This is a genomic window from Natrinema hispanicum (assembly GCF_004217335.1).
GTDB lineage: Archaea > Halobacteriota > Halobacteria > Halobacteriales > Natrialbaceae > Natrinema > Natrinema hispanicum.
In genome coordinates, this window is record NZ_SHMP01000003.1 from 819,797 (window position 1) to 835,000 (window position 15,204).

General features: G+C 62.3%; 17 protein-coding genes. 7 read left to right on the forward strand and 10 right to left on the reverse strand.

The window, feature by feature from the left end; translation table 11 throughout:
* Positions 1–3: 3 nt before the first annotated feature.
* The gene (gene ccsA / locus BDK88_RS04820; protein WP_130499402.1) at positions 4–2,427 is read right to left on the reverse strand and encodes a cytochrome c biogenesis protein CcsA; all 2,424 of its coding nucleotides are present in this window, start codon (positions 2,425–2,427) and stop codon (positions 4–6) included.
* The gene (locus tag BDK88_RS04825; RefSeq protein WP_207225252.1) at positions 2,424–2,870 is read right to left on the reverse strand and encodes a thioredoxin family protein; all 447 of its coding nucleotides are present in this window, start codon (positions 2,868–2,870) and stop codon (positions 2,424–2,426) included. The genes ccsA and BDK88_RS04825 overlap by 4 nt, the downstream gene beginning before the upstream one ends.
* Before the next feature lie 199 nt (positions 2,871–3,069).
* Between BDK88_RS04825 and BDK88_RS04830 the strand changes: the two genes are divergently transcribed.
* The 4 genes from BDK88_RS04830 to BDK88_RS04845 all read left to right on the forward strand — a co-directional run bounded on the left by BDK88_RS04830 (position 3,070) and on the right by BDK88_RS04845 (position 5,888).
* Positions 3,070–4,239, forward strand: coding sequence for a c-type cytochrome (locus tag BDK88_RS04830; protein ID WP_130499403.1), 1,170 nt, complete (start codon positions 3,070–3,072; stop codon positions 4,237–4,239).
* A 78-nt stretch (positions 4,240–4,317) separates the two neighbouring features.
* Positions 4,318–5,004, forward strand: coding sequence for a cytochrome c biogenesis CcdA family protein (locus BDK88_RS04835; protein WP_130499404.1), 687 nt, complete (start codon positions 4,318–4,320; stop codon positions 5,002–5,004).
* Between the two features lie 43 nt (positions 5,005–5,047).
* On the forward strand, positions 5,048–5,770 hold the full coding sequence (locus BDK88_RS04840; RefSeq protein WP_175542198.1) for a cytochrome c biogenesis protein: 723 nt from the start codon (positions 5,048–5,050) through the stop codon (positions 5,768–5,770).
* Position 5,771: 1 nt separating this feature from the next.
* A complete protein-coding gene (locus tag BDK88_RS04845; protein WP_165396908.1) occupies positions 5,772–5,888 on the forward strand; it encodes a CcmD family protein in 117 nt (38 codons plus the stop codon).
* A 120-nt stretch (positions 5,889–6,008) separates the two neighbouring features.
* Here the strand turns inward: BDK88_RS04845 and BDK88_RS04850 are convergent, their stop codons facing one another.
* Both BDK88_RS04850 and hemB read right to left on the reverse strand, forming a co-directional pair.
* Complete coding sequence (locus BDK88_RS04850; RefSeq protein WP_130499406.1) at positions 6,009–7,664, reverse strand: ammonium transporter; 1,656 nt, start codon at positions 7,662–7,664, stop codon at positions 6,009–6,011.
* 474 nt (positions 7,665–8,138) lie between these two features.
* Positions 8,139–9,146 (reverse strand): porphobilinogen synthase, encoded by a 1,008-nt coding sequence (gene hemB, locus BDK88_RS04855; protein WP_130499407.1) that lies wholly within the window; start codon positions 9,144–9,146, stop codon positions 8,139–8,141.
* Between the two features lie 139 nt (positions 9,147–9,285).
* On the opposite strand from hemB, the gene BDK88_RS04860 reads away from it, so the two are divergent.
* Positions 9,286–9,609: a 4Fe-4S dicluster domain-containing protein gene (locus BDK88_RS04860; RefSeq protein ID WP_092933538.1), complete on the forward strand. Its 324-nt coding sequence runs from the start codon at positions 9,286–9,288 to the stop codon at positions 9,607–9,609.
* Here BDK88_RS04860 and BDK88_RS21060 read toward each other — a convergent pair whose 3' ends face one another.
* Both BDK88_RS21060 and BDK88_RS04865 read right to left on the reverse strand, forming a co-directional pair.
* Positions 9,610–9,774, reverse strand: a complete 165-nt coding sequence (locus BDK88_RS21060; RefSeq protein WP_165396909.1) for a DUF6757 family protein — start codon at positions 9,772–9,774, stop codon at positions 9,610–9,612.
* A 44-nt stretch (positions 9,775–9,818) separates the two neighbouring features.
* Positions 9,819–10,607: a PHP domain-containing protein gene (locus tag BDK88_RS04865; protein ID WP_130499408.1), complete on the reverse strand. Its 789-nt coding sequence runs from the start codon at positions 10,605–10,607 to the stop codon at positions 9,819–9,821.
* A gap of 166 nt (positions 10,608–10,773) precedes the next feature.
* Here BDK88_RS04865 and BDK88_RS04870 point away from each other — a divergent pair, with 166 nt between their 5' ends.
* On the forward strand, positions 10,774–11,061 hold the full coding sequence (locus BDK88_RS04870; RefSeq protein WP_008013725.1) for a DUF5789 family protein: 288 nt from the start codon (positions 10,774–10,776) through the stop codon (positions 11,059–11,061).
* Positions 11,062–11,203: 142 nt separating this feature from the next.
* Here BDK88_RS04870 and BDK88_RS04875 read toward each other — a convergent pair whose 3' ends face one another.
* Together BDK88_RS04875 and BDK88_RS04880 are read right to left on the reverse strand one after the other, a co-directional pair.
* Positions 11,204–11,437, reverse strand: coding sequence for a hypothetical protein (locus tag BDK88_RS04875; protein WP_130499409.1), 234 nt, complete (start codon positions 11,435–11,437; stop codon positions 11,204–11,206).
* 710 nt (positions 11,438–12,147) lie between these two features.
* The gene (locus BDK88_RS04880) at positions 12,148–13,155 is read right to left on the reverse strand and encodes a DUF5784 family protein (protein ID WP_130499410.1); all 1,008 of its coding nucleotides are present in this window, start codon (positions 13,153–13,155) and stop codon (positions 12,148–12,150) included.
* 187 nt (positions 13,156–13,342) lie between these two features.
* Between BDK88_RS04880 and BDK88_RS04885 the strand changes: the two genes are divergently transcribed.
* On the forward strand, positions 13,343–13,516 hold the full coding sequence (locus BDK88_RS04885) for a DUF5786 family protein (RefSeq protein ID WP_223174715.1): 174 nt from the start codon (positions 13,343–13,345) through the stop codon (positions 13,514–13,516).
* Here BDK88_RS04885 and BDK88_RS04890 read toward each other — a convergent pair.
* Positions 13,513–14,250 (reverse strand): DUF7530 family protein, encoded by a 738-nt coding sequence (locus BDK88_RS04890; protein ID WP_130499412.1) that lies wholly within the window; start codon positions 14,248–14,250, stop codon positions 13,513–13,515. The genes BDK88_RS04885 and BDK88_RS04890 overlap by 4 nt on opposite strands.
* Positions 14,247–15,200: an NAD(P)H-binding protein gene (locus BDK88_RS04895; RefSeq protein WP_130499413.1), complete on the reverse strand. Its 954-nt coding sequence runs from the start codon at positions 15,198–15,200 to the stop codon at positions 14,247–14,249. Before BDK88_RS04895 ends, BDK88_RS04890 begins: the two co-directional genes overlap by 4 nt.
* Positions 15,201–15,204 lie beyond the last annotated feature (4 nt).

The window sequence follows — 15,204 nt, forward strand, 5'->3', positions numbered from 1 at the left end:
AGGTTAGTCTGATGTGGTTTCGGTGACGTTCTGCTGGCGCGTGACGCGAGGCCAGAGCCGGGCGAGTCCGTGTGCGGGGTCGAACACGATCACGAAGAGCATGCCCACCAGCAACGCGGCGACGCTGAACCGCATCACGGTCATCAGCGGGATCTGCTTGACTGTCAGCGATACGGTCCCGTCGTCGACCGCTGCGATGACGTACGTATCGTGGGTCAGGCCGCGGTCGACGAGGACATCGCGGACTTCCATCCCGCCCTGCTGGAGGTAGCGTTCCTGCCCGGCGTTGCCGCGGGCGATCTGTTCGCCGTTTTGATACACGGTGAGTCCGACGGCAGTTCCCTCGACGCGCGTCTGGTCGAGTGCGGCCGGTGGGTTCGAGACCGGGCCGACGTTTGCCGCCTCGGTGACGACGACGCCGTCGGATTGGGGCAGCTCCGGCAGGAAATCCCACATGACGGTGCCGACACCGACGACCTGATCGCCTTCCGAAATACCAAGGTCGGTCTGACTCGCGTTCATCACGCCGATCCAGACGCCCGAATTATCGAGCTGGATGACGGTCGCGTTCGGCCCGGCGTTTATTTGCGTCGCCGTGCCGTAGACCGGTTGTCTCGTCTCGTGTATCTCCTGGCCGCGGGAGGCGATCTGCTCGCTCGAGAGTGCCATGTTTTCGACGTTCGGCTCTTCGGGTCGCTGATACGAGCGGTAGTCGGATACTTGAACTGCATAGTTGGATTCGGGAACCTCGTGGACGGCCGATCCCTCGATCGTCGCTTCGCGGTCTGCGTCGGCGACGACCAGCGACGACTGGGCGGTAAAGAGATAGGAGAACGTCACCGTCACCACGAGCAGCGCGAAGGCGATGTGGATCATCGTAATCCCCACCTGCTTGAGCTGGAAGTTCCGGTTCGGGTTGCCAGGAACGAACTCGAGCGTTCGCTTGATGACCGTCAGGCAGACGTATGCCGCAGGTGGGAGGATCGAGAGCGCGCTCGCGTTCCCGACGAGTCGATACAACAGTGCGTCGCTGCTATCGACGTTCGATAGCGTCCACGTCTCGCTGGGTGCGACCAGTGCCGCGAGGACGGTCAGCAGCGAGAAGATCCCAAGCGAGAGCAGCGCGCGCCGACGGCCCTCGACGTCGTAGTCCATGTAGAACCCGAGGATGAGCAACACGCCGAGGACGATCGGATAGCTCCAGAGGTTGTAGTACTGGCCGCCGACCGCGACTTCGACGCCGGTCGCGTAGGTGTTGAGCACGGGAAACGTCAGCCCCCAGACGGAGATGAAGCCGAGCAGGCCGATGCTCAGGACCGCGAGGTGTTTCAGGTTCACGTGCGTGATCCAGCGCTGTGAGGTACTCGACGTCTCCGACGGTGACTCCGGCTCACGGAGCAGCCAGTACCCAAGCGGCAGTCCGATCCCGAGGATCGACGTAATCGTCAGCAACACCAGCAGTGCAGCGCCGATGCCGCCGTCGGCGAAGGAGTGGACGCTCCGGAACACGCCGCTGCGGACGATCGCCGTGGCGTAGACGATGAGTGCGAGCGTCGCCCCGGTCATTGCGGGGGCAAGCGTCGCGTAGGTCGACCGGGAGCGATAGTTCATCACCGCGTGCAGCGTCGCCGTGAGGAACAGCCACGGGATCAACACGGCGACCTCGACGGGGTCCCACGCCCAGATACCGCCCCAGCCCAGCACCCGATACGACCACAGCGAGCCAAGCACGATCGCTGCAGTCAAAAACAGCCACGCGATGCGTAACCAGCGCGTGACGCTGCCGATCCACTCGTCAAAGAGGCCACCCTCACCGCGAATCGTCGAGATGAAGTGCGCGACGGCGATGGCAAACGGCATCGTCAACAGCGCGTACGCGACGAACATGATCGGCGGGTGGATCGCCATATAGGGATCGATGAGCAGCGGGTTGAGTCCCGTCCCGTCGATCGGGACGAATCCCGGGTCCATCTCCGGGAACTCCGCCGAAATCGGTTTGAAGGGGCTGTCCACGACCAGCATCGCCGCGAAGTAGGTCACGACCCCCATCGTGATCCCCTGGACGAGTCTCGTCTCGCGGCGCTCGAGGCCACGAACGACGACCGCCCAGAACGCGACGATGGCCGTCAGCGCCGCCCAGAGGAGGACCGAGCCCTGATTCCCCGCGTACACGCCGGTGATCCGGTAGAAGATCGAAATGTAGTTGGCCGTGTTGTTCCACACGTAGGCGTTCGCGTAATCGGTGGTGACGAACTGATAGGTCAGATAGGCAAGCGCCAGACTGAGCAGTCCGGCAGTCACGCCGATCAGCGGCGTGACGGCGTTGAGATACCGCTTCTCACGCCGGAGATAGTTCGTGATGAGAAGGACTGTCGCCGTCAGACCGGACAGCAATGCAGCGCCGATCAAGAGCGTTCCGCCTATCATTGGGTCTCCCACTCCTCGAGTGCGTCATCGAGATAGCTCAGAAACGAGTCCGTCTCGGCGTAGCCGTTGATTTCGATCAGTACCTCGCCATCCGGCGTGACGGCGACATGCTGTGGCGGATAGTTCGCCTCGTACCGCTGTTGGAGCTGCCCCGCCTGTTGACTGTTGTCCTCGAGATTCACCGCGAGGAGGACGAAGTCATCGAGTTGCTCGAGGACGGCCGGATCGGAGTACGCGTTTGCGTTGTAGTCCTCGCAGTACGTACACCAGGTCGTCCAGAAGTAGATGAGAATCGGCTTGTCTTCTTCGGCTGCGACCTGCCGTGCCTCGTCGATATCTGTTCTCCACTCCGTCTCACCATGGTACGTATAGGAGTCGTCGCTCAGTACCGGTGCTGCGTTCATCGAGTAGTACCCGATACTGATCGCCGCTACAAAAACCATGATCGTAAACACTTTTCTCGGCGAAATTGACATTATTGTTATAGTTTGTAGTCTCAGTCGGCTCCCATTACGTCACGCCTTGAATCTAGCAATAGAATGACTTTCTCCCGACCATAAATGTTTAATCATTAGTTACTGTACTTGGCAGTATGCAGAGACGAAACCAAGTGAGGATCATACACGGAGGTGACATCGGGCGATGAACCGAAAGCTCCTCTCGTTACTTGGAGCTGTCGTATTAATCGCCCTCGCCGGCTGTGCCGCGCCATCGGCACCCGGCGGGCAAGCCAACGAGACGACCGAGGTCCCAAAAGAGTGGCCCGATCGGAAGGTCTTCGACGAAGACCTCCGCGAAGGCGAGTCGAAGAACAACTTCGAGTACCGGAACGCGACTGCCGGTGACGAGATGCAGTTCTCCCCCAAGGAGATGAACAACTCGACGCTCCCCTCGAACGAACAGGAGCGCGAGATGGTTCTCTACGGGCGCGAACTCATGCGAAACACCTCCCAGGCAATGCCGGAACACGTCGGCAACGAACTCTCCTGTGCCAGCTGCCACGGTGGCACTGACCCGCGCTATGGGATGACACAGGGGATGGTCGGGCAGGATATCGACATGATCCCGCTCGTGGGCACCCACGCGGACCTACCGGAGTGGACGTCTCGGCGCGACCGAATGCGTGACTCGCGCCAGCGCCTGATGGGCTGTTTCGACCGGAGTATGAACTCCCAGAACTCCACTGAGGGGACGCCAGCCTACGACAGCCGAGAAATGCAGGCGATGGAGGCGTACATGCAGTGGCTGAGCGAAGGCGTGCCAGTGAAGGGACAGCCCTACTGGTCACACCTGAACAAGCCCGACAGTGACGAGAAAAAGGCGATCGAAGAGGTCAACCCCGTCCGCGGTGCCGAACTCTACCTCGAGAACTGTGCGTCCTGTCACGGCGATGATGGACAGGGTATCGAGGGAAGTGCACCGCCACTGTGGGGGCCGGGCGCGTTCAACGACGGTGCCGGCATGAGCCGGATGTACACCTCGGCCTCGTTCATCCGCGAGGCGATGCCGTACGGCACGCCACATACGGTCAGCGACTGGAGTGACGTCCAGGACATCGCCGGCTACATGAACGGCCACGACCGTCCCGCATTCGTCGAGAAAGAGCAGGACTTCCCGACGTCCGGACCGCCGAAAGAGGGTATCTACTACCCACGGACGCAGGAAGAGCTTGGCTACGACATGAACCCGATGCGCAAGAAACTCGAGATCGCCGGGATCCCGACCGGGACCGAATCGCTCAACGAGAGCGACATCCCCGACGACGTCGAGTACTACGACCAGCCGCTTCGCAACGAATCGGTCGACGGCTAAGCCGTCGCCGATAGTCGCCGCGGATCCATCGGTATTGGATCCAGCACGTTCTTTTGGCTCGTGTTATAACATCGCGTCATGTTCGATGTGGCCGGACTCGTCGCTGTGTTCGTTGCAGGGACACTGACTGCACTGACGCCCTGTTGTCTCCCCATGATCCCGCCCCTTCTTGCGGGCAGTTCCGGCCATCGACTGCGACCGGTCGTGATCGTCGCAGGCAGTATCGTCTCGTTTACCGCGCTCGGCATCATCACGTCACTGCTCAGTTCCGTGACGCCGGAGACGCTCAGAGTCCCCTTCGTACTCCTGATCATCGCGTTTGGCGCGATCATGGCTGACGACGACCTTCACGACGCCTACACGACCGCTGCGTCACGAATCACTGGCCCGGCATCGCGGGTGACGAGGAGCGTCGAGAACACACGGCATCCACTCGTCAGTGGCTTCGTCCTGGGCCTGTTTCTCGGCATCATCTGGCTCCCCTGTGTCGGCCCCGTCCTCGGCAGCGTCCTCGCGTACGTCGGCACGTCCGGTGACGTGACGCGGAGCGCGACGCTTTTGTTCACGTACGGTGTCGGGTTCTCGGGCCCGTTGCTGGCCGTCGCCTACGGTGGCAAACGGGCGAGTACGCTGCTCACGACCCGTGTCCGTTCGCTCGAGCGGCCCGCGCTGGTCCGCCGAGTGAGCGGGTACGCGCTCGTTCTGACGGGCGTTGGCCTGTTGTTCGAACTCGATAAGGCGCTCTTGGCAGTGCTCGTCGGATAACGACTGGAAAAAAACTAAGTCAGGTGCTTTCAAGTACTGCGGTATGCGTACGTTTTCGCGACAGCTCGCATCACTCATCCGGCTGCTTCGGTGGATCATGTGGAGTCGGGTCGTAAGATGGGGCGCGTTTGCGTTCGGTCTGACCTCGCTTGCACTCATCTTCAGCGTCGCCTCCCGAACCATGTACGGCATCGAACACGGGATCAACCTCATCGCATACTGGCACATCCCGCTGGCGTTTCTCACTGCGTCTGCGCTGTCGACGACGTTTATCGGGAGCCTGCTGTATCTCCGGTACGACGGCCGATTCTGGAATCGCCTCGCTCACAGCGGCGGCGAAATCGGCTTTCTGTTCGCGACATTGACGCTCGCGACAGGGAGCATGTGGGGGCGGGTCGTGTGGAATTCCTGGTGGGAGTGGAGTGACATTCGACTCGTCACGTTTCTGATCGTCTGGCTGATCTATGCTGGCTACCTCGCCGTGTACGCCTCGACCGAACGGGGAAGCGACGAGCGTTTCGCCGCTGTGTACGGCGTCGTCGCGTTCGTCACGGTCCCGATTACGTACACGGCCGGTCGACTCTGGTCGCCGACGTTTCACGAGCCGACGATCGCGAACTCGAGTGTGAGTGCGAATATCGACCCAATGATCCTCGCGATTTCGTTTCTCGCGCTGGCGTTACTCTATATATACGTGCTAGCGATTCGCATCCGCGTCCATGAAATCGAAGATAAAATTATCCTTCAGAAAGAAGAGGTGCGGTAAGATGGACACTCTTCTCCTCGCTGGATATGGATCCGTGTTCGTGGTGTTGTTCGGGTACCTGCTCTACATGCAGCGGCAGTTGCGTCGACTCGAACGCCAACTACAGGATCTGCAGTAATTGCTGACGTCGTAATCGATTGAGACGCTGTCGGATGATTCGGGTTCTGCCGGGCTGAGTGGTACTGCTCGGCGTCCAACGTCGACTCGAAAAACGGAACGCGTTTGCAGCGAGCGTGCGTTAGACTGCGTCCGGGCCGGTCTTGCCGGTCCGGACCTGCATCGCGTCCTCGACGGGCATGACGAAGATCTTGCCGTCGCCGGGTTCGCCGGTCTCGGCGGCTCCGCGGATGGCGTCGACGACGTCGCCTGCTGGGATGTCGGCGACGACACACTCGATTTTGACCTTCTGGTGGAGGTCGACCGTGTACTCCTCGCCGCGCCACTGTCCTTTCTTGGCGGGCTGGGACCCTCGTCCGGAGACGTTGGTGACGGTCAGCGACGGTGCACCGACGCCAGCGAGGGCGGTTTTGATCTGGCCGAGGCGGTCGGGGCGGACGATCGCCGTGACCATCTTGATCTGTCCGTCGGTCGGCTCGCCCCCATCGGTACGAATGAGTTCGTCGGCGCTGCCGCCGTCGGTCGCGACGTCGGGCTGCCCGAACTCGGGGTAGGTGTCGACGCCGTGTTCGGAGACGTCGAGCCCGTCGCGTTCGTGGTCGGCCGAGACGCGAGCCTGGCCGGCCGCCTTGAACGCGTACCAGATAGTGGCCGTCGTCGCGATCGTCCAGGCGCTGATGAGAACGACGCCGGTGAGCTGTGCGACGAACGCGTTCGCGACGCTATCGACGACGCCCGGCGCGGCCACGAACGGGAACAGCAGCGTTCCGAGGATGCCAGCCGAGCCGTGGACGGGGAAGACTGCACACACGTCGTCGATCTTCAGGTACTGTTCGACGAACTCGAAGACCAGCGGCAGCTGTGCACCGGCGAGGCCGCCGACCACGAACGCCCCCCACCACGCGGCCGTGTCGGGGATCGCTGTGATGCCGACCAGACCGGCCAGCAGGCCATTGGCGACGTACAGCGTGTCGACCTTGCCGGTCTTGAGCCAGGCGACGAGCCCGGCCCCCATCGCGCCGCAGGCCATCGAAATCGTCGTCGTCATCGCGACGCGGCCGAGCTGGTCGCCGAGGAAGACGCCGTTTTCCATATCGATGATCGCCGACGTGCCGACGTTGAAGCCGTACCAGCCGAAGGCGAGGATCAACGTCCCGAGGACGGCGAAGGTCAGCGAGTGACCGGGAATGACGTTCGCGGTGCCGTCGCTGTTGTACCGGTCCATGCGCGGACCGAGCACCCACGCGGCGGTGAGGCCGGCGATGCCGCCCATCCCGTGGACGATCATGCCGCCCGCGAAGTCAGCGAACGGCGTGCCAGTAATCGTCTCGATGTAGCCACCGGCCCACGTGAGCCCGGTGACGACGGGGTAGATGACCGCCGCCAGCAGGAACGTGTAGGTGACGTACGCACGGAGCTTTGCCCGCCCGGCGACGGCACCCGACACGATCGTCGCAGCGGTCATCGCGAAGACCGCGCCGTACAGCCAGTCCATCCAGCCGGCCGGATCGCTCTGGAAGCCGGGCGTAAAGCCGCTTCCAGCCACGACGCCCTCGATGCCGACGCCGATGAGGAAAAACACCGTCACGCCAACGCTCCAGGTCAGCAGGTTCTTCGTCAGCTGGTTCGCCACGTTCTTCGAGCGAACCTGCCCCGCCTCGAGCATGGCAAAGCCGGCGTGCATGAAGAAGATCAGGAACGTGGCGATCAGGATCCACGTGTAGTTGATCGACTCCATCAGCAGCTCGGTCTCGGCCTGCAGGAGCGTCGCGTCCATCAGGCGCTCACCTCGAGAGTCCACACACCGCACGCGCTATCGATCGAATGATCGTGCTTTTCTCCTGCAATCAACACCGCATTCGTATTCCAAATCACGTTTCAACTCGTAGCTCTTGTAGCATTTAAGGATTATCGTTGTTGTTTGTCCAGAATACATCCTGTAATAGGCCCATGTGGACAAAGCTAAATTAGATATAATGTGTATAAGGGTCGCAGCGATGGAGGCTGTTTCCCGCTGCGGTTATATTTTACGCGTTTGTCAACGTCCTCGATCGTCGACGCACCGCATCAGCGGGGGAACAGCCGGGTCTCCTACCGTCGTCGTGGGGCATTTCGGCGGCCCGTCGCTCGCGCGCGGCAGATCTTGCCACCATGTGCTGTCGGCCGGATCTAATTTTGACATTCGTCTATCGAGCCGTCCCGAGTCGCAACTAACGGGCACCTCGCTGACGCACGACGGCGGCGATCGCCGCTACAGTTGTCGTGCGACGTCTTCCGCGAAGTAGGTCAAAATTAGATCCGCACCGGCCCGTTTGATCGACAGGAGCGACTCGAGCGCCACGGCCTCGAGATCGAGCCAGCCCTTCTCGGCGGCGGCATGCAGCATGGCGTACTCGCCGGAGACGTTGTAGGCTGCGACGGGATGATCGAACTCCCGGCGGATGGCGCTGACGATGTCGAGATACGGCAGGGCGGGCTTGACCATCATGACATCTGCGCCCTCCTCGGCGTCGAGTCGGACCTCCCGCAGCGCCTCGCGGGCGTTTGCGGGGTCCATCTGGTAGTGTCGCCGGTTGCCAAACGAGGGTGCGCCGTCGGCTGCGTCCCGGAAAGGCCCGTAGAACGCGCTCTCGTACTTGGCCGCGTAGCTCATAATGGGGACGTGCTCGAATCCCGCCTCGTCTAACGCCGATCGGATCGCACCGACCATGCCATCCATCATCCCACTCGGCGCGACCATGTCCGCGCCTGCGCGGGCGTGAGAGACAGCGATCTTCTCGAGCGCCGCGAGCGTCGCGTCGTTGTCGACGGTCATCGTCGGCTCACAGACTGGCCCATCCGCGAGCGCATCGCCGCGCAGTTCCTCCTCGAGTGGCCCGCAGTGGCCGTGGTCGGTGTATTCGCAGAGACAGACGTCGGTGATGACGTAGGCGTCGGTTTCGCTCGTCACCTGGCGCAGCGCCTCCTGAATGACGCCGTCGTCGGCCCAGGCGCGGGTTCCCTCGGGGTCTTTTGATTCCGGAATGCCGAACAGCATGACCGCTTCGACGCCGGTCTCGAGGACTTCCTCGACACGGGCGACAGCATCGTCGATCGGCACCCGCTCGTGGCCGGGCATCGATTCGATGGGGACGCGCTCGTCGGTCGTCGCGTCGACGAACACCGGGGCGATCAGGTCGGTCGGCTCGAGGCTCGTCTCGCTGACGAGGTCGCGAACTCGGTCCTGCCGGAGTCGTCGCGGACGATGTGTGAGGTCCATACCGGAGTTACTGACGGAACGTGCAAAAGCGGTGCGTTCACGGGCGTCGTTCGAGTTGGGCCCCACTCGAGTGCCGATCGACTCCCAATGAGATGAGTACGCAATTTTAAGTGCGCGTCTCGCATCTACCATGTTAGTCATGGCTATTGATCCACAGTTCACCGAGAACCGGGAACAGGTCGACGAACACAACGGACATTCGGTCTGGGGCCCCGTCGACGAACCCGAAGAACTCGGGATTCACGGCACGCACGTCGCGGTCGATTTCGACATCTGTCTGGCCGACGGAGCCTGCGTCGAGGACTGTCCGGTCGACGTCTTCGAGTGGATCGACACGCCGGGTCATCCCGAAAGCGAAGAAAAGGCAGACCCCGCGAACGAGGCCCAGTGTATCGATTGTATGCTCTGTGTCGACGTCTGTCCGGTCGACGCCATCGACGTCGACGCCGGTCGAACGGCGTAATTATTCGGCGCGGTCGACGTCGACTTTCTCTTTGAGGCTCTCGAGCCCATCAGCTTCAGCGAGCTCCTGTAACCGCCCGCGGAAGTGTTCCTCGCAGAGACCGACTTTCAGTCCATCGGACTCGGCTGCGAAGGCAGCTTCGCGGTCACAGTAGTGGCAGTTCATACTCGGCCGTACGGGCCACGACGCATTGAACCCTCCGCTCGCGGTCAGTTAGTACCGTCGGCTGTCAGTTCGAGGCGCTCGTAGGCCCCCCGGGAGAGCCCATCGATACCAAGGCGCTCGTTGTGTGCGTCGCTACCGCCGGTGGCGAGCAGATCGTGACGCTCGAGCGCGTGTTCGACTGGCGTGCGGTCGATGTCGCGACCGTACGGATACTGGAGTTCGACGGCGTCAAGGTCGGCCGTCAGTGCGAGTGCTTGCTCGGGATCGCGGTACCGCAACGGATGGGCAAGCGAGACGAGTCGACACGACTCGGCCAGTGCCGCCCGCCCCCGCTCGAACGATGGGACCTCACGTGGCACGTAACACGGACAGTCGGAGCCAATGAGGTGATCGAACGCGCCCTGATAGTCGTACTCGATAGTGGGATGGGCGTCGATCGCCCGCGCGATGTGTGGCCGTCCGAACCCGCTGTCGATCGTTACGCCGAGATCGACGCCTAGCCGCGACTCCACGCAGTCGACGATCGCCCGGCCGCGCTCCATGCGGTTTTCCTGGATCGACTCGAGGATCGCCTCGAGTTCTGCACTCGGCTCGAGGCCATAGCCCAGCAGATCGATTCGCTGGGAGGCGTCGGTCCCGACCCGTAACTCGATGCCGTGGATCAGCGTCACGCCGTCGCGTTCGACGACCGGGCCATCGAACGGCTGGACCCGGTCGTGGTCCGTCACCGCGACGACGTCGACGCCGTCACGACGCGCGACCTCGGGGACCGCCTCGAGTGGAAGGCTCCCGTCCGAGCGGGTAGTATGGACGTGTAAGTCCGCGTATGGCATATCGTACCCGAACAGGGCCGCTCCTAAAGGCGTTTCTCCGGACCTGTACCGTCCTCGGACGAGAATATGTATGATATCTGTCTACTAGGCATATAAGGAACCTAGTGAGACTAGAAAACATGCATGGACAATGTTTATAATTATCGTTCACGGATGATAGGGCGTAATGCTGCTCAATGGCACCGGCGACGTCATCGACGACCACGACTACCCCGCCACGACCGAGGAACTGATCGACGAATACGGGGACCGGACCCTCGAACTCCCCAACGGGTCCGAAACGGTCGGCGACGTACTCGCCCGCCTCGAGTCCGAAACCTTCGAGCACCCGGAAGACGCGCGTCTCGCCGTCTACTCTGCTGTCAGCAACAAGGCTGTCGGCCGCGTCGGCTACAGCGACCGTGACCCGACACCGGTCGGGAGTCCGTACTCGCCCGACGCCGTTTCCTTCTAACCAAACTTTTTACGCGGGGTCCTCCCTCGCTGCGCTCGGTCGAACCCCGCGCAAAAACTTTGATGAAAAAGGCCGAGCGCGCCAGCGGCGCGCTCGGTGAAACCGCTCGCGAAGCGAGCGGTATGCTACTTCTATTGGCCGATCAAACAGTATCGATAACTAGAATGCCGACCGTCTCGACGTCGGTCATCTCCTCGCGTTTGTCGTCTTTCAGATCGACCGTGATGACCGCGCCGTTCGGGTCTGGCTCCGGTGTGTCGACCGCTTCGATGGAGAGCCGTTCGCTGTGATCCTCGAGGACTGCTACACGCGTGGTTATACGCTGAACAGGCGCAATACCACGGCGTTCACGCCGTGGATACGCGCCGTCACTCAATGATACGTTCCACCGACAATAGCATAGCCGAGTTTCCAATCCTAAACATTCAACTCACAGGAACCCCTACACAATGGCAAGGTCAGGTCGGAACGGAGCGGATTTCGAACGACCTTCGGAGGCGGCCTGTCCGCCCTCGTAACGAGGCAGTATCCGAAATGCCGACGCGGTGAACGCAAATCCACGAAGGGTTCGTCTTGTGCCCGTCGGCCTGAGCAAGCACGACGATACCTCCAAGTCTGTCAACGTGTCAGTGGCTCCCTGCTGGCAAAAACAACAACCGGGAGTCAATGACGCTGAGGATAGGAGTAACGGCGGTTTGGCACCGTCCTCAGAAATTGAAGATTTCTGATGGGCTGCACGAGAAATCCGTTCTCATGAACGCCAGTCAGCCACCGACCACGACGACTGGGTTAGATGCAAACTCCCGTAAAGTGGCGGTATCCATGGTTGCAAACCTGAAACTCCCACCGCTCGGGATTCCTCCGCGTTCACGCGGAGGAGGATGTCAAGTGTTATTATCTCAGATCACAAATACGTACAACTCTCCCGTACTGGTTGTCATACTGTCGGACAGAAGTCAATACGAAGTCGGTCGCGGATTCGCGGCCGTCCCACCGGTGACGGCCGCAGCAGCGCGACCGATCTTCACGTCGTTCTGTCCGGCAGTATCAGCCGACGGAACCGGGCGTCGAGGGAGTCGTGCCGGATCAGTCCAGCACCGTCAGGACGTCGTCCAATTCGAGCGGAACTGCACCTTTCCGGTAGCCTTCGACATGGCCGTTCGGTCGGGTGCGGTAGACGACGGCTGGGCGGTGGCGCACGTCGGGTTGTTCGCCGCGGACGGCGGCCCACTCGTCGTCCCGAAAGCTTGAGCAGTCGACGAACAGGGTTGCGCCGCCGCCGTGGTTGGCCAACTGGCCGTTGGTCTTGGTCTCGGCGGTGTCACGGACGGCGGCGACGGGGCCGGTGGCGGCGCGGGTGCCCGGCGGCTGTGGTCGGGTGACTTCGACGAGGACGTTGGTATCGTCGTTTTCGGCCCGGAAATCGAGCGAGTGACCGGTCGTGACCTCGATTTCGGGGACGACATCGTAGCCGGCGTCGGTCAGCAGTTTCGCGGCAATGAACTCGGCCATCGCGGCGCTCATCCGGACGCGGTCGACGTGATCGCTGGTGCCGAGTTTCCCCGACATGACGTGTCGATGCTCGTCTAAAACGCCGGTCGAGAGGAAGTCCTCGAAAAACTGGGTCGTCTCCCGGTGGTCGGCGTCGGGAAAGCCCGCGGCGTGGTCCCGGAAGAACGTGCGAGTAGAGTCGCGGCCGTCTTTGGACATGAAGACGGGCAGGAAAAACCACGAGAGGTGCGGGTAGTCCGCGAGCCAGGGGGACCGCTCGTGGAGCGTCGCGGTCAGTTCCCGCTTCGCCCATCGTGCGACGTGATGGGGGACGTCCCGCCAGCCGAACTTGTCGGTTTTCCACAGCGCGGAGGGCGTTTCGGTGTTGCCCATCCAGTAGGCGTCGCCGTTTGCGTGTGTAAAGAGCGCGACGTCACCGTTTTGCATCTCGAAGCGATGTGCCTGCCAGTTGCCGCCGATCTTGAACCAGGGTGTGACGGATTCTGCACCGATGTTCGACTGGAGCGGCTGGAGGATCTCTTGGTGGATGCGCCCGTCGTTCCACGACTGGGGCGAGTATCGAAAGCGAAGCGGCCGTGCCACGCACGTTGCTAGGGTGTGCGGGTGCATATATCGTTCGCTGTCTCGCTGCCTTCTGCTGTGTGACCAGATTCGCTCGAGCACTCCCACTCGAGCAACTCGCTTCCGCCTCAGTTGGCGTGAGCCGCGACCGGGTATGAACGACCGTTACATTAATAGTCGCGTCCGCCGTACTATGAGTATACTTACCATGTCAATGGGTGCCTATGACGAAGACGAGCACGAGCGTCGCGAAAAGCAGGCCTCGACGGTCGATACGGACTTCGACGACGAGCGGACGATCTACCACGGTGAGGTCAAGTACGATGCCGGCGACTCCGCCGAGGACTTGCTCGATACGTTCGAGCAGATCAAGTCGAACTAGCGGTGATCGACAGACACTGCAGTCATCGTTTTTCGCCGTCCCTGAATCGTAATCGAGAGCGTCGCAACGACCGCAACTGCGACGACGTGACCCACGAGCACGACGAGTAACACCACGCGATCCGCGACGAGTGGCACCAAGAGCAACTGTACCGCCGCGAAGCCGACGTTGATCGCGTCGATGCGCTGGTATGCTCGCGTCGGTTCTGGTTCGAACTCGTAGGTGAGTGCCCGCCACAGTCCAACGACGCTCGCCCACCAGCAGGTTCCGATCCGATACACCACGTCCCAGAGGACGAGCAACGCGAGGCCGATCGCAAGCGCCGGCGGGTCGACCCCGAAGAGTTCGACCAGGAGTGCTGACCCGGCTTCGCTCCCCTGCGGATCGACGACGAACAGATAGGTGACGAGCGCGACGAACGCCATCACGCCGAGGACGACGTCGATACTCGAGCCGAACAACAACCGGCGGTACGCCGTCGGCGTGGGAAGATCCCGAACAGTTCGGCTGAACCGCAGCATGAGCCAGCTCCCGACCGTCGCGACGACGACGGCGACCGTTCCAGGGACGACCGCCGCCCAGAGGTCGTAGATCGCTGCGACAGCGAGGATCGCCGCCTCGAAGCCGAGAAACTGGAGTCCGATCGCCGTCCGGCTCGAGACACGCACGCCGGGAACCGTTCCGAGAAGGCTTTCGTAGACCCACGTCTCGCCGTACTCCAGTGACTCCGTCATTTCCCGCCCCGCTTCGTCGGCGCTGCCGTCTCGGCGTGGCCGACCGCCTCGGCACCGCCTAACTCGACACCAACGGCACGCCGGACCGCCACCGCGAATGGCGTCAGCTCGAGTTCGACGAGCCGCTCGAGGCGGTCGTCCGTGACGACGACGCGATTGCGCACGCCCTCGATCAACGGGTAGGCGACCTCCTTGGGAACGTCAGTGACGAGGCCGACCCAGTGTGACGAGAGTTGCGGACTCAGGACCGGCACGGAGATGATGAGCGGGCGGCGACCGGTCGCGATCTCGGCCGTCTGGAGCAGCATCTCACGGTAGGTGAGCACGTCTGGCCCACCGATCTCGTACGTTTCGCCGGCCGTCTCCGGTTGCTCGAGCACTGCCAGACAGTAGGCGACCACGTCGTCGATCGCGATCGGCTGGCAGTCGGTATCGACCCACTGTGGGGTGATCATCACCGGGAGCCGCGTCGCAAGCTGGTAGATCAGCCGGAAACTCGCGCTGCCGTCACCGATGATGATCGCTGCCCTGAGAACGGTCACGTCGGCGCTGCCCGCCCGCAGCAGCGTCTCGACTTCCCGGCGCGAGGCGAGGTGACTCGAGAGCGTGTCGCCCTCGCTGCCGAGCCCGCTTAGATAGATCACCCGCTCTATGCCGGTCTCGCTCGCGGCCCGTTCGAAATTCCGTGCGGCGCGCCGATCCCGCTCGGCGAAGTCCCCGCTGGCCCCCATCGCGTGGATCAGATAGTAGGCGACGTCAGCGTCCGCCAGCGCCGCCTCGAAGCTCCCCGGCTCGAGGACGTCCCCTTCGACGACAGTGACGCCGGCCGGCGGGTCGTAGCTCGCGGCGTCTCTCACGAGGACCGTCACGTCGTGGGTCGTCTTCGCGAGGAGGGCGGCCACGAGCCGCCGGCCCACGAATCCGGTCGCTCCAGTTACAAGTACGCGCATACAC